Genomic DNA, 18,826 nt, shown 5'->3' on the forward strand with positions numbered 1-18,826 from the left:
CATCTTTCATAAATGCAGCTAATTAACATCTTCCTCTGCATCTTTTGTTTTTAGTATAAAATATACACCAATAGCTGATGTCATGATAACTAAATTTTCAACCAAAGTATCAAAGCCACGATAGGATGCAAGAACTGATGTTACGATATTTTTCACGCCTGTTTCTTGATATGAGTGTTCAATATAGTAATTTGATGATTCAAAATTTACCGCATTTCCAAGCTTACCTATTTCAATAAATGCATCTGAAACACCAATATAAATCATTAGTACAAACAAGCAAAAAACAATAGAGCTTTTAACGATTGTTGCATTTTTTAAAGATATTTTTATTCTTTCTTTTTTCTCATGTTTTTGCTTATGTGAGATATTATTTTCAATAGCGCGAATAGCCATTAAGAAAAACATTGTACTAATTGCAGAACCAACTGCTGCTTCAGTAATTGCAACATCTGGGGCGCACAAGACTAGGTACATTGTTGTTAAAAATAGGCTCAATATTCCATATGCAAAGACGGAAACTATTGTTGATGAAAATATTACAATAAAGCTTACAATCAGTGCTGAGACTGAAAGTGCCATAATCATTAAATAGTTAAAAAATAACATAAACTAACAAAATAATCTTTTCATAACTTTAATTCTCTGAATAAGCATTACAGTAAATATCAATGCTGAAATGGTAAAGGAAAATGCAATAATTGCAACTTTATATGAGTAATGATGTGCAATAAAGCCTATAAATAAACTAAAGAATATATTTAGTGTTGATGATAGTAAATATGAAAATGAAACTATTGTTGAACGAAGTGAAGATTTACTAATTAATCTATGCATATTATCTTTAATACATGTTTCAAATATTGGATACATAAATAAAAACACAAGAATTACTGCAACCAAAGGCTTACCATAAAACATATACGATGTAACTGCTATTGCAATCCATATAATCATTGCAATTACTATAACGCCACGAATTAAAAGCCCTGGCCTGAAGATTAAAAAGATTAATGTTGTAAAAATTGGAGTAATATGGGCAACGGCATATATTTTTGCTATTACATCTGGGGTAAAGCCTATATCATTCATTATCATTTTATTTGTGTCTGTGTACATTATATATGCAGAGAAAAACATTGAAACTAGCAATATTGCATAAAACATTATTCTGTCGTTTTTAATTTCGAGAAATCCATTTTTGGCAACATACATAAGAGATTTATTTTTATTATCAATTGTATATAGTTTAGAATCTTGCAAGCAGAAAATGACATATGGTATTGAGACCAAAATCATTAGCATAGCGGAGGTTGTAAATACACCGGAAAATCCAAAATTTGAGTATAGCAAGCTTGTTACATATCCACCAACTGAGGCGCTCATGTTTGTTACAATTGACTTCATTGCGATTGCGCTTTTAAAGTATCTTTCAAGTGAATTTGCTTTAAATTCATCATACATATATGAGTCTATATTACTTGTGCCTGACTGGCCTATGCCAATTAGTAAAACACCTATAAATGCGCTTTGCACTGATGGCATAAAAGCCCAAAGACCAACGCCTGTTGCTTTAAAGATAAATCCAATGGAAATTAATATTTTCCTTCCATATTTATCAGCAAGAGTTGCAGAAACTGGATTACCACAAATTTTTCCTATTTCGTATACAGAAAGAGCTATACCAATTAATGCTGGGCTAAGACCAATTTTGGCAAAAAATATCAGATAGACAGAGTAAATTAACATAAATCTATCCAGAGCGCCAAGAAAGCAAAATTTTAAAACAATAGGATGAAATATTTTACTTTTCATAACAAAACTCATTTGAAAAATTTATAAAACATAAAAATATAAAAAACAATTGCATTTTTTATTTTTCTTGCTAGAGGTAGAAAAATTAGTACAAATTTTTATGAAAATGTATAAAATATACGGCAAAGTATCTGATAATATAATTGATGCTCAAAGTGGTTTTAAGATTATACAAAATGGATTTAATTATAAATACTCAATACCTTTACTTGGAAGTTTAATTTTAATTAAAAAAAGAGTCTTTAAGGGTGGATTAATTATTGGATTATGTACGCCAGTGCTCTTATTTATTATTGGCGCTGCAAAGATTCATGAATTTGCTATATTAAGTTTTGCAATGAGAATAACAATTTTATGGCTATTTGGAATTTTTCTCAGCACTTTATCAACACAATTTGAAGAAAAATCATTAATTGCAAAAGGATACACCCTGCTTTTAGAGACTTATGAAAAAAACAGCATTGATGCTATGAAAAATCTACACAATGCAATAGCAAAAAGTAATAATCTGAGCATTAGAGTATGAAGCGAAAAATAGACATACTGCTACTTGCTCTTTTCACATCATGTGGCTCGCTAATAGCGGCGCCACTGACATACAATATTTCATCTTTAAATAAAGCGTTTTACCACGTTCCAAATCACGAAATATTATTACAAAATATTATTTTTACAATGCCATGCCTTGGCTTTTTATCATCATGTTTTATTTTTGGAAGTATAATAGATAAATGGCCAAAATATAAATTATTTGCTATACTTGGAAGCATCATTAGCTTTTTATCTGGGGCTGAATTTATTGTTTTCCAAAATCTAAATCTCACACTTTACACACGATTTTTCTTTGGAATAGGCGCAGCTATGCTTGTGTCAACTGCATATTCATATGCAAGATTTATATTAAGCAATGAAGAAAGAATGGGCTTTTCGTCTACAAATTTTGCAATTAACTACATTTTATCAACAGTAATTGTAATATCTAGCTATGCACTAGGAAGTATATCATATTTAGCGCCATTTTATATATATTTTATATATTTATCCTACATTTTAATTATCCCCTTTACAAAAATATCTAATGAAAAAAATATACCAAGCATAAAAAGTGAAGATGATAAGAAAAATAAGCTACTTATTCCACTTTTTGTAATTTATATATCGGCAATTATTAATGCGTTAATTGCAACATGTATTGAAAGTAATACACCGTTTCTTGTAAAGGAAATTGGCAAGGAATCAATTTTTGCAACATTTAATGGGCTTTTTTCTATAGGTTTTTCCTTTTTATTTGCAGTGTTTTTTGACAAGATATTTAGTTTTCAAAACAAAATACTAAATTTTGCAATTTGTTTTTTAATTCTGTCAATTGGAAATTTCATGTTATCAAATCTTGGTGGGTCAATAGTATTTATATATCTTTCAACAATATTACAAGCTTTGCCGAAAACTTTAGTATTAATTTATTCAACAAGATGGTATATGTCTATTTCAACAACAAAAAATATTGGCAAAATATCAAGTTTATTTCTAACATCTATGTATCTTGGGTGCGTTACATATTCATTTATTAATGTACACTATATTTACAATATAGCACCATTGCAAAAGGCACTTGTTCCATCATATTCGGCATTAATTTGGTCAATTGTATTATTTATTTTATCATTTCGTTACAAAGATTATGACAAACGATAAGTATATACATGAATTTATAGGCGATGTAGCAAGGCAATATTTTGAGGAAACAAATATTAAAAATTCATATAAAATAAATCTAAATGATGAGCCATTTTTAAAAATCTTCAATAACCTAAATATAAAAACTGCATTATTAATACAATTAATCAGCTGTGGTCAATTAAAGATGTTTAGATTGATAAAAAAATATCTCACACTGGATGTTTTAATGAATGTAAAGGTAAAGAATCTTAGCCAAAACGACAAAATATTAATTAATCTATATAAATTATTAATCTCTAAGAAAGATTACTGGATTTTGTATATAGAAAGCGATAATATAGCTAGCACTGTCGGTAAAAAAATGTATGAAATTATTATATCAAAAGCCAAAACGCACGGGAAGATAGAAATATATACCAAATATAAGGTCTTAAATGACATGAAGGATGATGATTTTGAATATCTTTGTGTTTTTCTATGATTATTGTTAATGGGTTAAAAATTTATAGCGATATTGATCCGGTATTAATATCTTTTGGGTCAATAAAGATACATTACTACTCATTTGCATACATTTTTGGGCTTTTGATCATTCCATATTATGTCAATAGGGATTACTTAAAAAGTAAGGAACTGACTGATAAATTTTCCACTTACATTGTTCTTTGTGTAATACTTTGTGCAAGGCTATTTTATGTTTTATTTTACAACTTTTCATATTATATAAACAATTCATTACTAGATATTTTTAAAACTTGGGAAGGCGGAATGTCTTTTCATGGTGGACTCATTGGCTTTATTTTAGGCGTTTATTTATTTTCAAAAAAGTATGACAAAAGATTTTTTGCAATTACTGATATATGTGCTGTAATTACGCCGTTATGCCTTGGAATTGGGAGAATTATGAATTTCATTAATGGTGAGTTATATGGAAGGCCGACTGATCAAACTTGGGGTGTTATGTTTTCAACAGACAATACAATGCTTTTGCGTCACCCAAGCCAATTATATCAATCTTTCTTTGAGGGATTTATATTATTTTTTATTATGCTTTATCTAAAAAAGCAGACTAATCTTGGGAAAAAGGAAGGTTATTTATCTTTAATATTTGTCTCATTATATGCTATATTTAGGTTCTTTATTGAATTTTTTAGAAACCCTGATGAGCAGCTTGGCTTATTTTTTAATTTACTTACCATGGGTCAAGTTCTTTGTATTGCAATGATTTTATTTATCTCATCATATTTAACATTTACGAAAATAATAAAAAAAACTTGATTATTATTTTTCTTGTTGTTACAGGATTTTTGGAGTGCCGACTTAGCTCAGCTGTTAGAGCTACTGACTTGTAATCAGTGGGTCGGGGGTTAGAGTCCCTCAGTCGGCACCATTTTATTATCATAACTATATTTTTCGTGGCTAGGTTTCATCATGTTATTTTATTTATTCAAATTTCTGATAGATACTTTGAAAGTTACAAATGATAATCGAGAAATTATATGCTAAAAAATTTCAGATTTAACATTACAAAGCCATTTTTATACTCACTACTAACACTTTGCACATCATATCCATTATTTACTTTTGCGTGTAAAAATATTGCCGTATTTAGTTTAAGTGGAGTTATAATATTATTTGAATGCTTATTTATTCAAATTATTATAGTCTATATTTTTGGCATTATACTTTCTGTAAATCAAATTATATTTAAAATATTTACAACAACTACACTTTTAATTAATTCAATTTGTTTTTATTTCTGCACGCAATATACGGTTATAATTGATAAAACAATGATTTCAAATGTATTTAATACAAATCACGATGAAGCAGTTGGTCTTTTTAATATCAAAATTATCTTTTATGTAATAATATTTGGAATATTGCCATCTATTATATTAATATGCTACAAGGAATGTAAAATATCATTTAAGAAATGTATTACTAGAATTTTAGTATCAATATTTGGTATTGTAATTTTATTATTTGTTAATTCAAAATCATGGCTTTGGATAGACAAAAACGCAAAGCATCTTGGTGGATTAATAATGCCATTTTCGTATATTGGAAATACATCCAGATATATCCTTGAAAAACATTTTAAAAATCAAAAGATAGAGTTAATATCAAATGGATATTTCGACAAGAAGTTTAATAATGTTGTAATTTTAGTTATAGGAGAGTCTGCAAGAAGAAATAATTTTTCACTATATGGTTATGACAAAAAGACAAATCCATACTTGGAAAAAGATGGAGTTTTTGCTATGCCAAATACGCAATCTTGCACAACGTATACAACAGGATCTATTGAGTGTATGCTTTCACACCTTGGAAGTAGTAAAAAAAGTGCAAAATATGAAAATCTTCCAAGCTATATTTATAGACATGGAATTGATGTTATTTTAAGATCAAACAACTGGGGAATGCCTAAGATGAATATTTCCAAAATAGAAAATACATCGCAGATTCAATGCAATGAAAAAAAGACGGGTAAAACATATGATGACATTATGTTATGCAATTTAAAAAATGAGATGCAAAATGGCAAAAATCAATTAATTATCTTACATCAATCAGGAAGCCATGGACCTTTATATCATGAGAAATATCCACAGCAATTTGAGCATTTTACTCCAGTTTGCAAAACAACTGATTTACAAAAATGCACACAAGAAGAGTTAATAAACGCATATGATAATACCATACTTTATACCGATTACTTCCTGCATAAAACAATCGAATTCTTAAAGCAAAATGCAAAATCATCTGCATTAATTTACATATCAGATCACGGAGAGTCTCTTGGTGAATATAACATTTATTTACATGGAACGCCATATTCAATTGCACCAAAGTTTCAGAAGGAAATACCATTTTTAGTCTGGATGTCTGAAGATTTTAAAAAGCAGCACAATATAAATGCAAAGAAATTTGCACAAAATAAAGACTATAGCCAAGATTACATTTTTCATTCAGTAATGGGAGCTTTTGGAATGAAAAGTGAATTTTATAGACAGGAACTTGATATTTTTTCAAATCATGACTAATATAGTAAAACTTTTGAAAACAAATATATCTAAATATCGCTCATCATGGTTGATAGTAATTTTATTATTTATTGGATTTTTTATATCTTCATTTTATAAATGTAATAGATCATTTTACAATAATCGCAAAGCAAATGATACAAAGCCAGTTTGCACGATGGATAAATACGCAAGATATGGAAATACAGCACTACAAGTTGCAATACCGATAATAATGCAAGATAAAATAGGAATTATACAATCGATATATGTTGGTATATCAACAACAATTTTAACCCATGGTTTTAAACATTTTTATAATGCTATACATCTTGAAGATTCAATAAGACCAAATCAAAAGAAATCAAATATGCCGTCTGGTCATTCATCCATGGCGTCATGTGCAATGACATTTGTATGCAGAAGATATGGCATAAAATATATTGTCATTATGTTGCCAATTACAATGATAACAATGCTTTGTAGATTTGAGTTAAATTGCCATACAATTTCAGCATGTATAGCTGGACTTATAATAGGTGTCATATGCGGATATTGCTTTTCATCGAAGAAATCAAGCCAATTATAGGGTAATTTTCTAAAAATGAATAACAATTACACTAAAATGTAAGTTATTCATGGCATTAACATCATAAAATACAGATGTCATATTTGTTAGGAATTTATTATTACAAGACTTGGCTAAATTGGAGATTTTTTATTACAGCTTTTAAGTTGATTTTATAATAATGGTCGGAGTAGAGGGATTTGAACCCCCGACCCTCTGTACCCAAAACAGATGCGCTAATCCAGGCTGCGCTATACTCCGACTGTATGTCAGAGTTATTTGGGTAAAAATAATAGTCAAGTATTTTTTATGCTTTACGATTATTATAGCCTCTATTTGCAACGATTATTCTTCAATATAAGCTAGAATTCTTTCTTTATCCACGCAAAAGCTCATTAATAGAGGTTTTTGTTCTTACTTTTTCATCGATTTGCTTAATAATTATGGCAACACGAGTGGAAATTCCAGATTCATGTGGCATAATGCCTGATACAACAACGCTGCCGCTTGGAACTTTTCCGTATAAAATTTCGCCCGTTTCACGCACTACGATTTTCGTTGAAGATGATATAAAAGTGCCCATTCCAATTACTGAGTTTTCGCCAACTATAACGCCCTCTGCAATTTCACTTCGAGCGCCAATAAAGCAATTATCGCCGATTATTACTGGGTTTGCTTGTAGCGGCTCTAAAACGCCACCTATACCAACTCCACCTGAAATATGGCAATTTTTGCCGATTTGAGCGCAAGATCCAACGGTTGACCATGTGTCAATCATGGTTCCATCGCCAATTGACGCACCAACATTTACAAAACACGGCATTAATACTACATTTTGCCCTATAAAACAGCCATTTCTAACGATAGCACCTGGAACTGCGCGGATTTTTGCATTTTTAAAGTCATCTTCGCTCCAGTTTGCAAATTTTAGCTCTACTTTATCGAAATAGTTGTAACTTTCAATACCGGAAGGCATAATTTGATTTTCAGATGTGCGAAATTTTAGCAATATTGCTTTTTTAATCCACTCGTGCACAATAACATTTCCATCCTTTACATCGGCGATTTTTAGCTCAAATGTGTTTAATTTTGTAAAAACAGCATCAACTGCATTTTTAATTTCTGCTTTTTCAAATGAATTAATATCCAAAAACGCTTTTTCTATAATATCTTTTTCTTCTTTCATAAAACAAAAAATTTAATTTCTTTATACATAAGAAAAAATTACTTGCAAATAAAAAATTTAGTATTTTGTATATTATTAGATTTAACTGCTCTCTCTCAAAGCAGTTTAGTTATTTTTGTTTAAATTATTAAATTTTGCGTTTATGTCAATTATTTTAAATTGCGTAGCGAGGGCTTCAATTGGAAAGTCTGCGTCTCGTGAAGTCAGAACTTCTGGTGTTTTACCAGCTGTTATATATACAAAAGATGGGAAAAACTTAAATGTTTTGCTATCTCTATCACAAATAGAAAAATTAACTACAAACTCAAGCTTCATGACTGAAGTTTTTACTTTAAAAATATTTGATAATGTTGAAATGAAAGACATTGCAAATTTTAAAACTGAAATATCAAAAAAACCAGTTGCTGAGTATCAAGTTATAACAAAAGATATACAATTTAGAGTGAATAAAATTCTTCACATTGATTTACAAGTTGTAAAAAAAGGTGATAAAATTAAAGTTGCAGTTCCTGTAAAATTTGTAAATAAATTAGAATGTTTGCCGATTAAATTTGGTGGATATTTGAATGTGATGAATTACAATCCGAAGGTTATTGCAGAAGTTGGAAAAATCCCGCCTTTTATCGAAGTTGATCTTAAAGGACTAAAGTCAAATCACATTATCAGGCTTGAAGATATTCTATCCAAACTTGAAAAAGGTGCTAATTTGCAAATGATAAAAAATTGCGATATAGCAAAAGTTTGCGGTAAGAGAGGTGCTGATGAGCCTGCAAAAACTGGTGGAGATGCTGCAAAGTAAATATTCTATAATGCTCTAAGTTTCATGTAAATTATTGAGATTTAAAAAATCTTAAAATTTACTTGTGAAAGTTTAAAAAAAACTTGCTTTTTAAAAAAAGACCTTAGAGCATTAAATACTTTTGAAATTAAATAATGCAAAACTTAAGAAATATAGCAATCATTGCTCACGTTGACCATGGAAAAACTACACTTGTTGACGCAATGCTGCAGCAATCAGGAACTTTTAGAGATAATCAGCAAATGGCAGAAAGGGTCATGGATAGCAATCAGCTTGAAAAAGAGCGTGGAATTACAATCCTTGCAAAATGTACATCAATTGTTTATAAAGACTATAATATAAATATAGTAGACACCCCTGGGCACGCAGATTTTGGTGGTGAAGTTGAGCGTATTTTATCAATGGTAGACGGGGTTGTTTTACTTGTTGATAGCTCTGAAGGTGTTATGCCGCAAACAAAATTCGTCCTTAGAAAAGCATTAGCGCAGGGTCTTCGCCCAATTGTTGTAATAAACAAAGTTGACAAGCCAGATGCAAGGTCAGAAGAGGTTATCAACGAAACTTTTGACTTATTCGTTGCACTTGAAGCAAGCGAAGAGCAGTGCGATTTCCCAATTTTATACGCCTCAGGTCGTGACGGATGGGCAAGCCTTGAAAGCAACGTCAAAAAAGAGAATTTAATTGATTTATTTGAAAAAATTGTAGATCACGTAAAACCACCAGTTGAACAATATAGCGATGGAAAATTCAGATTCCTTGCAACAATGCTTGGAAATGATGCATTTATGGGAAGAATGCTTACTGGTAAAATCTATAGCGGAAATGTAAAAGTTGGCGATAGCGTAAAGGTTTTAGACATAAATTCAAATACAGTTGAAAAGGTTAAGATTACTAAAATTCAGACATTTTCCGGCGTGACTAAAATCAATACAGAAACAGCTAGTGCTGGGCAGATCGTAGTTCTTGCGGGCTGTGTTTTGGGAACAGTGTCTAATACAATATGCGCGCAAGATGTTGAAGAGCCAGTTCCTTCAACACCAATTGATCCGCCAACAATGTCAATTACAATCACGGTAAATACATCTCCACTTGCTGGGCGTGAAGGTTCAAAAGTAACCTCAAGCGTTATTAAAGAAAGGCTTGAAAAAGAAGCGGAATCAAACATTGCAATCAAGCTTCAGCAATCAAAAGAAAAAGATAGCTTTGAAGTTTTTGGAAGAGGTGAATTACAGCTTGGCGTTTTAATTGAAACAATGCGTCGTGAAGGCTTTGAGCTTTCGGTTTCTCGCCCAAGAGTTTTGTTTAAAAAAGATAAAACTACTGGAGATATTTTAGAGCCAATCGAAGAAGTGCAAGCCGATGTTGATGACGACTGTACTGGCGTTGTTATTGCGAAAATTCAAAATAAAAAGGGTGAAATGGTTGACATGAGACCATCTGGAACAGGTAGAACTCGTATAATCTTCCACACACCAACAAGAAGTTTAATAGGCTATCAAGGTGAATTTTTAACCGACACAAGAGGAAGTGGAATCTTAAGTCGATCTTTTAACTCTTATCAAAAATACAAAGGGGAGATTAAAGGTCGTCAAAATGGTGTTTTAATTTCAATCGGAGACGGTGACGCCGTTGCTTATGCATTATTTAACCTTGAAGAAAGAGGTATAATGTTCGTTAGCCCTGGCGAAAAAGTCTATAATGGAATGATCGTCGGCGAGCACAATAGAGATAATGACTTACCTGTAAATGTTTTAAAGGGCAAGCAACTTACAAATATTCGTGCATCAGGATCAGATGAAGCAATTCGCTTAACGCCTGCGAAAATCATGACTCTTGAGCAAATGATTTCGTATATTGAAGATGATGAACTCGTTGAAGTTACACCAAAATCCCTTCGCCTTCGCAAGCGTTATCTTGATGAAAACGAAAGAAAGAGAAACTCACGCAAATCATCTGATTTTGAAAATATAGAGGCAATTTAGTCTTATTTCATGAAAAAAAGTGCTTTATTTATTGTTTTAATTTCGTTTTTATTTACCATAAATAATGCACTTGCAAAGCAGGTTAGCCTTAAAAATACGAAAGTTCATTATTTAAAATCCAGCAAAAATGGTATAAATTATAGGCTTTACATATCACTTCCAAAGCATTACAAAACTTCGAAAGATAGCTATCCTGTTGTATATTTACTTGACCAAGATTACTCATTTGCAATTGCGCATAATATTTTTGAGCACTTATCTGATCGTGGTTTTTTGCAAGAAGCAATTTTGGTTGCAATTGGTTACACAGACCAAGATAAAATACCAGACTACAACGACAAAAAATCACTATCTATGTATACGTTAAATAGAACGAGAGATTATACGCCAATTTCAACTTACAAAGATAACGACTATGATGATTTACATTATAAAAAGTCTGGAAATGCGGCAAAGTTTAAGGCATTTATTAAGGATGAATTATTTCCATTTATTAACCAAAAATATCGTACAAATGAGCAAAAAACAATAGTTGGGCATTCATACGGCGGGCTATTTGTAACTTGGGTTTATTTAACAGACGGCGATATGTTTAATAATTATATAGCGGTTTCTCCATCATTTTGGTATAAAGATAGGTATATTTTTTCACAAATCGATAAGGCAAAAATTAATCAAGAAGCAAAATTATACATGACAGTTGGCCTAAATGAGACAAAGAGAATGATACAGGGCGTGCGCGAAATGGCTGAAATTTTGAAAAGTGATAATGTAAAAACTGAATTTTTGGCGGATGAAAATCATAGCAGTATTTTTGCAACAGGACTAACTCACGGCACGCAATTTTGCCTAAAGCCGAAAAATAGAGATTAGCTTTACTATCGCATTGAATTTGTCATTCCAGTTAAGCTATTATACATAGGTCCAAATATTGCAGAACCCATCCAGCCGACAATAATTGCAGATATTATGGTAATTATTGGCTTTACACTTGCAATTGCAAGCTCTACAGTGCTATCAATATCTTTATCATAAGATTCTTTAATATTCATTATTGTTCCCTCGATGTCATTTACAGTCTCTCCTATACCAATCATTGATAGGAAAAACTTAGGAAAAACCTTAAATCTTTTAAATGAATTATATAAAGTTTCACCTTCTGACATAATAACCCCAACCTTATCAACGGCATCTTTAACATAGTAATTTACCATTACATTTTTTGCCATTAAAATAGCCTCATTTGCTTTATAGCCTGCATGTATTAATATTGACAAGAATGCCGCAAGACGAGCAATTTCAATCTTTAGCAAGAGTGTTCCAAAAATTGGCATTTTGAGTTTACACATATCTATAAATTTTACAGCTGGTATAATTTTAAAAAACCTTGGAATAAAAAAGCATAGAAATAGGAGAAATACTATTACCGGAATCATATACCAATTTGCCTGTAAGAATGCCGAAAATGTAATAAAATTTTTAGCATATGATGGGATTTTTTGATTTCCAATTTGGCTTAATGTCTCAAGGAATTTTGGCATCATAAAAGTTGCCATTCCAATCATCGCACATAGTATCACAACAAGTGAAAACATTGGTCTTATAACGCCTTTATTTATACTTCTTTTAATATTTGCCGTCCACTTAATATAATCTACTATCATTTGCGCAACTTTTTCAATAGAGTTTGATTTTTCTGCAACAAAAATTAGATTACAAAACATTTCATCAAAACAGCCAACATATCGCATTGCATCTGCAAGATTTAAACCTGCATTAATTTGATCTTTCATTATAGAAACAGTATGTTTAAGTTTCTTGCTATTTGACATTTCAATTAGTAAATCAAGTGATTGCAATATTTTTATACCAGCATGAGACATCTCGGCAACATGTATGAAATATGCTATCATGTCTTTTCTATTTAATTTTATTTTAACGCCTATATCATCAGATTTTCTTTTTTTTATACCTCTTGTAATTTTAACAACTTCTATACCAACTTCCATAAGCTGCGATATAGCTTCACCTTTTGAGCTTGCAACTATAACATCTGATACCTGAGAGCCATTTTCAGTTATGCCTTGATAAAAAAAAGTTGCCATATTTTAGGCTTTAAAAATCTAAATCTCTATATGAATTTGACGCTGCAAAGCCTGCTACAGAGTCTTGTAATATTGATCTAAAAGATGGTCTTGATTTCATAATTCTATACCATTCCCTAAAGGTTTCCTTGTTGCCAGAGGACATTTTAGCCCAATTTATCATTCCAAGATAATCAAGAACTGAAATATGAGCAGCAAGAGTTAAATCTGCAATAGAAATTTTATTTGAAGCTATCCATCCACGCTTTGAAAGTAAATATCCAAAATAATCTATATGTACAAATAAATTCTGCACAGCTATATGCAATATTGATGTATCAGGTATATCCTTGTTTTTAAAGAAGATGATTACTTTTTCATTTAATATGTATGAGACTACTTCGTTATAAAATTTAACATTTACCCAATCAACTATTCTTCTTATTTCAGCTTTATCTTCTGCCGTACCTGAATATATTGGATTATTTTCATGTTTTTCATCTAAATATTCCACAATTGCATTAATGCCGGAAAGTAGTAAATGATTTTTACCATCATTAATTTCCTCTTCACTTGCTTTTTTAATTAGAAATGGAACGGATCCAGATTTATTCATTTTAATAAATGCCTCTCTTTTTTCCCAGAAATTTTCAGATGTTAGTGTAAAACTCAAAGACTTTTCTGTCATAACTAGTCTTGTGGTTCTTGAAAAGGGGCAAAGTGGGTAGTGATAAAGTCTATACATTGCTGAAAAATAAGTCTCTAGGCATTATTATAGATGTTTTTTAAAAGTCAATAATTTCTTCTTGAAAATAAGATTTTTTATTTCATGATGTAATATATGTTACATAAAAAGCATGCAAATCGAAGAACCAATAAGAGGAAATGTTCAAATGGATAGCGAGAAATCTAAAGTCAATATAGGCATTGACCTTGGAACAACAAATTGTGTTGTGTCGTATATTTTAGATGGAAAAGCGATTACAATAGAAGACGAGGGCAGTGATTTAATTCCATCTTGCGTTGCATTTTCAAAAAATGGCGATATTTTAGTTGGAAAAAAAGCATTACTTGCAGGCGATGATTATATAGTAATAAAATCTGCGAAAAGACATATTGCAGACAGTAATTTTGAGGGGTATAATGTATTTGGAAAAGTCTACAATTCAACGCAAATTTCAGCATTTATTTTGTCGTATTTAAAAGATTTAGCAATAAAAAATATCAGCGATGAAATTGGTCTTTGCACAATCACAGTGCCGGCAAGTTATGATGATAATCAAAGAAATGAGGTGAAAATTGCTGCAAAAATCGCAGGACTTGAAGTAAAAAGAATTATAAACGAGCCAACCGCAGCGGCGCTTGCATACGGGCTTGACAATGGTGCAGAGGGAATTTACGGCGTTTATGACCTTGGCGGTGGAACATTTGATGTCTCTATTCTTCGCATGCAAAAAGGGATTTTCCGTGTTATTTCAACTAGTGGAGATGGAAATCTTGGGGGAGACGATATAGACAATTTACTTGCAAAAGAGCTGAGTATAACGCAAAAAAAAGCACGACAAATAAAGGAGTTTTTGACTTATAATGAAGAGTTTAGTGAAAACGCAGATTTAAAAGTGAATCGCAAAAAACTTGAGATCTTGTCGAAGGAAATCATTGAAAAAACAATAAAGGTGATGGTGAGTGCAATAGAGAGTGCAAAAATCGATAAAAAAGCAATAAATGGGTTTATTTTGGTTGGCGGAGCAAGCAGAATGCCGATTATAAAAGAGAAAATTGCTGAAATGCTATCTTGTGAAATATTTCAAAACCTAGATCCTGACAAAATAGTTGGAATAGGCGCTGCGATAAGTGCTGCAGGGCGAAAAAGTGGCTCAAATACTATACTTTTAGATGTATGCCCTTTATCACTTGGGCTTGAAACTCTTGGCGGCGTGGTTGAGAAAATTATATATCGAAATACACCAATTCCATGCTCTGCAACGCAAGAATTTACAACTTCGCACGATGAACAAACAGGAATTATTTTAAATATAGTTCAAGGCGAGCGTGAATTTGCAAAAGATTGCCGCAGCCTTGGCGTTATAACTCTTAAAAATATACCGAAAATGGCTGCTGGAATGGCAAAAATTAGCGTAAAATTTGAAATAGACGCAGATGGAATTTTATCAGTTTCGGCAAAAGAAGACGGCAAAGATAATGCTATTGATGTTGAAATTTGCCCAAGTTATGGGCTTGATTACAAGGAAATGTCTGACATGCTTATTTCCGCAATTGAAAACGCAAAATCTGACATGCTTGCAAAGCTTCTGACCCAGACAATTGAAAACGCAAAAATATCGATAAATACTATAGAAAAAGCAATAAATGAAGACGGAAATCTCATATCAAGCGATGAAATAGAAAAAATTGAGGCGGAAATTGAGAAACTTGAGCATGAATTTAAAACAGATGATAGAGATAAAATCACTACCCAGCTTGAGATTTTAGAAAAAACAGCACTTGAATTTATGGAAAAAAGAACAGATAAATACCTTGCAAAAGCTGTGGTTGGAACTAAGGTTTAAATATATGCAAAAAAGAATAACAATAGAGTCAATAGCAAAGGGTTTAAAGTCTGTAAAATGGCGATATAGACTAGAAAAAGTGGATGAAAATCATAAATTAATGAAATTATTGCCAAAAAATAGTATTTTATATATTGACGGAGCGCATAATCCACATGGAGCAAAGGCAATATCTGACTTTTTATCACTTGAGCAGCAAAAAGACAATATATCAAACTATATTATAAATGGCAGAACAAAAGACACAGATAGCAGAAGTTTTTTATGGCAATTTTTAAATAATATTAAAATGGCAGTTGCAATTAGGTCAACAATGGAGGCAATACCTGAAAGCCCTGAAATTATAGCAAAAGCAGGAAATGAAATAGGTCTTAAAACACTTGTTGCAAAGTCTTTGGAAGATGCAATAAAGTTAATTTTAGCCTTTGAAAACAATATTTTAGAATATTCGTCTATAGAAAATATCGACAATTTAAAACCGGTAAGAATTGTAATTTGTGGATCATTTTATCTTGCAAAATTACTATAAAAAATATAATATAAAAAAAATGCTTGCAAATTATTTTTGTTAGTTTTTATATCTGGTAAATGATTAACTTGTTTGTTGTAATTATGGATGCAACCTCTATGAAATTTATAGCGATAGGTATTATGGCAATTGCTATGGGTGCAGCTGCTATTGGTGTTAGCTTAGTTTTTTCAAGTGGATTAAATGGAATATCTCGCAATCCACAAGCTGAAAGTAAAATTGGTAAATATATATACGTTGGTGCCGGTCTTTGTGAATCAATTGGTCTATTTGCATTAGTTGCAATTTTCTTAATGCTTTTTGTTATAAAATAATGCCACAACTTGAATTTGCAACATACCTATCACAAGCCTTTTGGTTTCTTGTGTCATTTGGTTCGCTTTTTGCTTTTAATTTCCTTTTTACATCTAAGAAGATTTCCCAAATAATTACCGCTAGAGATGTAAATAAAAACACTCTATTTTCAAAAATAGCTCAATTAGATAAAGATATAGCTAGTGTATATAGTGAAATAAGTAAAGTTGAAAAGGAAATGAATTTACAAATAGATAATATTTTAAGTGAAAATTCAAAAGTCCTTGAAGAAAAAAGAGCTTATATAGAAAAGGAAATATCACAGTATTACACAAGCTCACTTTCTTTACTTGAAAATGCAATTAAAACATATAAAGCTGATATAAAATTATTGACGCAGGATGTAGTTAGTGCTTTATCAAGCAAATTGCATTCTTCTTTTGGTTTAAATTACATAATTTCAAATACAGAAAATGCTAAAAGATTATCGTAGAAATAAAAAAGATAAATTACCCTATTCCTCTCACTTCTTTTTTGTTTTTTATGATAAAAGTTAGCAACAAACTGCAAAGTTCCTTTTCGGCTGATTCGGTTTTATATTTATCCTTTTGTTTATTTAATGCAATATTGTATACATGCATTAAATACTTTTCAAAATCCATGGGCATGAAAACTTTAATGCTTGCATCATACATGAATATTGGAATGTTTATAATGTATAATATTATTTTTGCGAAAGCTATCTGGCAAGAAAAAATGTACATGAATATTTTTAGATTTGCAAATTTACTACTTTCAACTGCAATGATAGCGGGAGTTACAAAAATGTACTGCGTGCACTATGTCGAGCCGCGCGATGCATACATCATAACCCACGCAACACCACTTGTTGTAATGCTCTTTGCAACAATATTCTTGCGTGAAAAAATGATCTTAAAATACTGGCTTTATGGCGCTCTTTCCTTCATTGGTGTTTGTATCTATATCTCAAAAAAGCTTGATATAAACGGATTTTATTACGGAATTTTATTCCTACATGTGATTTTTAAAGCCACCACGCATATCGCAGTTAAAAAAGTTTCCAAACAAAGCACGATACAGGTAATGTTTTATGATGATTTGTTTTTCTCAATTTTTGCAGTTTTCTACTTAAGTCAAAATGGCGGTTTTGATTACAAAATGTATTTTAACTGGCAAATATTATTAATTATTGTGGTTTCATCGCTTGCAATGTTCTCTTTTGCAAAATCATATAAACTTGCAAAAAATGGTATAACAAAATTGCAAAATCTTGATTTTTCAAAAATCATTTTTACCTTTATTTTAGCAGTTTTATTTCTTGATGACAAGATAGAAACAAACGAGTTAGTTGGATCTGGAGTGATTATTTTATCGATAGTTTTGTCTCAAGTTGAATTTAAGGCAATATTAAAATCGAAAACATCGAAAAAGAAATCATAATTGCTAGACTTTTATAGAGAAATTTCTCTGTAAATAAGCGTGTTTTCCGTGGCTAAATTTGATAAAATCATGCCTATTGCGTCAATCTTGAGTGCTGCGTGTGGCTTCCCCTTGAAAACTGCTGTATACATAAAGGTTTTTTCAAATTATTGGTGATGCAAAAATAGAAGTCAGTTTTTTTCTTGAAATATAAAATATCGGGCTCCAAATGTAGTAAAATATATAGAAATATGCAGGAAATTTTCTTAAAAGCTTTAATCATAGGTTTTTCAATTAGCATGGCTATAGGGCCAATTGCCATGATTGGGATTAAAAACGGGCTTGCAAAAGGGTTTTTTGCATGTTTTGCAGTGGGGATTGGGGCGACAATTGCAGATTGTTTTTATGGTTTTCTTGCAGGCGGTGGAATGCAATTTTTAACCAAATTTTTACTTGAGTATCAAAATATTATTAAAACTACGGGCGGGCTAACCCTAGTATACATGGGCTTTAAAGAGGTAAAAAATGCAAAAAACCCTGTATCCAACATAGATTTTAATGCTAGAGATTTTTTTCAAACTATTATTCTCGTATTCCTGCTTACAATGAAAAACCCCATGACTATTATGTTTTTCCTTGGTGTATTTGGCACAATGGGTGATAGCGACTTGACATTTAATGAAATTGCTGTTATGATCTCCGGTATAGCAGTTGCCGGCATTTCATGGTGGATTTTCTTGAGTTTATTTGTTGCAAAAATAAGAGTGAAAATTACCCAAAAATACATTACAGTACTTAAAGTTATTTCAGGATTTGTGCTTATTGCTTTTGGAATTTGTGCATTAATTTAGCA

General features: G+C 31.0%; 20 protein-coding genes and 2 tRNA genes. 16 read left to right on the forward strand and 6 right to left on the reverse strand.

All coding sequences use genetic code 11. The features are described 5' to 3' along the window. Positions 1–18: 18 nt before the first annotated feature. Positions 19–609: a hydrogen gas-evolving membrane-bound hydrogenase subunit E gene (mbhE, locus tag deia_RS04740; RefSeq protein WP_146821079.1), complete on the reverse strand. Its 591-nt coding sequence runs from the start codon at positions 607–609 to the stop codon at positions 19–21. A 3-nt stretch (positions 610–612) separates the two neighbouring features. Beyond that, the gene (locus deia_RS04745) at positions 613–1,815 is read right to left on the reverse strand and encodes an MFS transporter (RefSeq protein ID WP_161982870.1); all 1,203 of its coding nucleotides are present in this window, start codon (positions 1,813–1,815) and stop codon (positions 613–615) included. Between the two features lie 100 nt (positions 1,816–1,915). Here deia_RS04745 and deia_RS04750 point away from each other — a divergent pair, with 100 nt between their 5' ends. The 7 genes from deia_RS04750 to deia_RS04780 all read left to right on the forward strand — a co-directional run bounded on the left by deia_RS04750 (position 1,916) and on the right by deia_RS04780 (position 7,110). Next, the gene (locus deia_RS04750; protein ID WP_146821083.1) at positions 1,916–2,341 is read left to right on the forward strand and encodes a hypothetical protein; all 426 of its coding nucleotides are present in this window, start codon (positions 1,916–1,918) and stop codon (positions 2,339–2,341) included. After that, positions 2,338–3,510 carry an MFS transporter gene (locus deia_RS04755; RefSeq protein ID WP_146821085.1) on the forward strand — a complete coding sequence of 391 codons (1,173 nt, stop codon included), beginning with the start codon at positions 2,338–2,340 and terminating at the stop codon, positions 3,508–3,510. Before deia_RS04750 ends, deia_RS04755 begins: the two co-directional genes overlap by 4 nt. Further along, positions 3,497–3,976, forward strand: coding sequence for a hypothetical protein (locus deia_RS04760; RefSeq protein WP_146821087.1), 480 nt, complete (start codon positions 3,497–3,499; stop codon positions 3,974–3,976). Before deia_RS04755 ends, deia_RS04760 begins: the two co-directional genes overlap by 14 nt. Next, positions 3,973–4,773, forward strand: a complete 801-nt coding sequence (gene lgt, locus deia_RS04765; RefSeq protein WP_146821089.1) for a prolipoprotein diacylglyceryl transferase — start codon at positions 3,973–3,975, stop codon at positions 4,771–4,773. The genes deia_RS04760 and lgt overlap by 4 nt, the downstream gene beginning before the upstream one ends. A 36-nt stretch (positions 4,774–4,809) precedes the next feature. Then, positions 4,810–4,885 (forward strand) — tRNA-Thr (locus tag deia_RS04770). A gap of 109 nt (positions 4,886–4,994) precedes the next feature. Continuing rightward, a complete protein-coding gene (gene eptA, locus deia_RS04775; protein ID WP_146821092.1) occupies positions 4,995–6,542 on the forward strand; it encodes a phosphoethanolamine--lipid A transferase EptA in 1,548 nt (515 codons plus the stop codon). Beyond that, positions 6,535–7,110, forward strand: a complete 576-nt coding sequence (locus deia_RS04780; RefSeq protein WP_146821094.1) for a phosphatase PAP2 family protein — start codon at positions 6,535–6,537, stop codon at positions 7,108–7,110. The genes eptA and deia_RS04780 overlap by 8 nt, the downstream gene beginning before the upstream one ends. Before the next feature lie 161 nt (positions 7,111–7,271). On the opposite strand, the gene deia_RS04785 is transcribed toward deia_RS04780, so the two are convergent. After that, a tRNA-Pro gene (locus deia_RS04785) sits at positions 7,272–7,350 on the reverse strand. 115 nt (positions 7,351–7,465) lie between these two features. After that, positions 7,466–8,275 carry a 2,3,4,5-tetrahydropyridine-2,6-dicarboxylate N-succinyltransferase gene (locus deia_RS04790; RefSeq protein ID WP_146821096.1) on the reverse strand — a complete coding sequence of 270 codons (810 nt, stop codon included), beginning with the start codon at positions 8,273–8,275 and terminating at the stop codon, positions 7,466–7,468. A gap of 142 nt (positions 8,276–8,417) precedes the next feature. On the opposite strand from deia_RS04790, the gene deia_RS04795 reads away from it, so the two are divergent. The 3 genes from deia_RS04795 (at position 8,418) to deia_RS04805 (ending at position 11,929) form a co-directional block, all read left to right on the forward strand. Continuing rightward, complete coding sequence (locus deia_RS04795; protein ID WP_146821098.1) at positions 8,418–9,074, forward strand: 50S ribosomal protein L25; 657 nt, start codon at positions 8,418–8,420, stop codon at positions 9,072–9,074. Positions 9,075–9,208: 134 nt separating this feature from the next. After that, the gene (gene typA, locus deia_RS04800) at positions 9,209–11,056 is read left to right on the forward strand and encodes a translational GTPase TypA (RefSeq protein WP_146821100.1); all 1,848 of its coding nucleotides are present in this window, start codon (positions 9,209–9,211) and stop codon (positions 11,054–11,056) included. Positions 11,057–11,065: 9 nt separating this feature from the next. Next, entirely contained in the window at positions 11,066–11,929 is an 864-nt protein-coding gene (locus deia_RS04805; protein WP_146821102.1) for an alpha/beta hydrolase, read from the forward strand. Positions 11,930–11,934: 5 nt separating this feature from the next. On the opposite strand, the gene deia_RS04810 is transcribed toward deia_RS04805, so the two are convergent. After that, positions 11,935–13,161, reverse strand: a complete 1,227-nt coding sequence (locus deia_RS04810) for a type II secretion system F family protein (RefSeq protein ID WP_146821104.1) — start codon at positions 13,159–13,161, stop codon at positions 11,935–11,937. Positions 13,162–13,171: 10 nt separating this feature from the next. Continuing rightward, a complete protein-coding gene (locus deia_RS04815) occupies positions 13,172–13,885 on the reverse strand; it encodes a glutathione S-transferase family protein (RefSeq protein ID WP_146821106.1) in 714 nt (237 codons plus the stop codon). Between the two features lie 112 nt (positions 13,886–13,997). Between deia_RS04815 and deia_RS04820 the strand changes: the two genes are divergently transcribed. From deia_RS04820 to deia_RS04845, 6 genes are all read left to right on the forward strand, one after another. Then, positions 13,998–15,710 (forward strand): Hsp70 family protein, encoded by a 1,713-nt coding sequence (locus deia_RS04820; protein WP_146821108.1) that lies wholly within the window; start codon positions 13,998–14,000, stop codon positions 15,708–15,710. A 4-nt stretch (positions 15,711–15,714) separates the two neighbouring features. Beyond that, complete coding sequence (locus deia_RS04825) at positions 15,715–16,239, forward strand: folylpolyglutamate synthase/dihydrofolate synthase family protein (protein ID WP_146821110.1); 525 nt, start codon at positions 15,715–15,717, stop codon at positions 16,237–16,239. Positions 16,240–16,322: 83 nt separating this feature from the next. Beyond that, the gene (locus tag deia_RS04830) at positions 16,323–16,553 is read left to right on the forward strand and encodes an ATP synthase subunit c family protein (protein ID WP_146821112.1); all 231 of its coding nucleotides are present in this window, start codon (positions 16,323–16,325) and stop codon (positions 16,551–16,553) included. Continuing rightward, positions 16,553–17,026 (forward strand): ATP synthase subunit B family protein, encoded by a 474-nt coding sequence (locus tag deia_RS04835; protein WP_146821114.1) that lies wholly within the window; start codon positions 16,553–16,555, stop codon positions 17,024–17,026. The genes deia_RS04830 and deia_RS04835 overlap by 1 nt, the downstream gene beginning before the upstream one ends. A 50-nt stretch (positions 17,027–17,076) precedes the next feature. Next, positions 17,077–17,994, forward strand: coding sequence for a DMT family transporter (locus tag deia_RS04840; protein WP_146821116.1), 918 nt, complete (start codon positions 17,077–17,079; stop codon positions 17,992–17,994). Between the two features lie 230 nt (positions 17,995–18,224). Further along, positions 18,225–18,824 carry a LysE family translocator gene (locus deia_RS04845; RefSeq protein WP_146821118.1) on the forward strand — a complete coding sequence of 200 codons (600 nt, stop codon included), beginning with the start codon at positions 18,225–18,227 and terminating at the stop codon, positions 18,822–18,824. Positions 18,825–18,826 lie beyond the last annotated feature (2 nt).

The sequence above is a fragment of the Candidatus Deianiraea vastatrix genome (genome assembly GCF_007993655.1).
In the GTDB taxonomy this organism is placed as follows: domain Bacteria; phylum Pseudomonadota; class Alphaproteobacteria; order Rickettsiales; family Deianiraeaceae; genus Deianiraea; species Deianiraea vastatrix.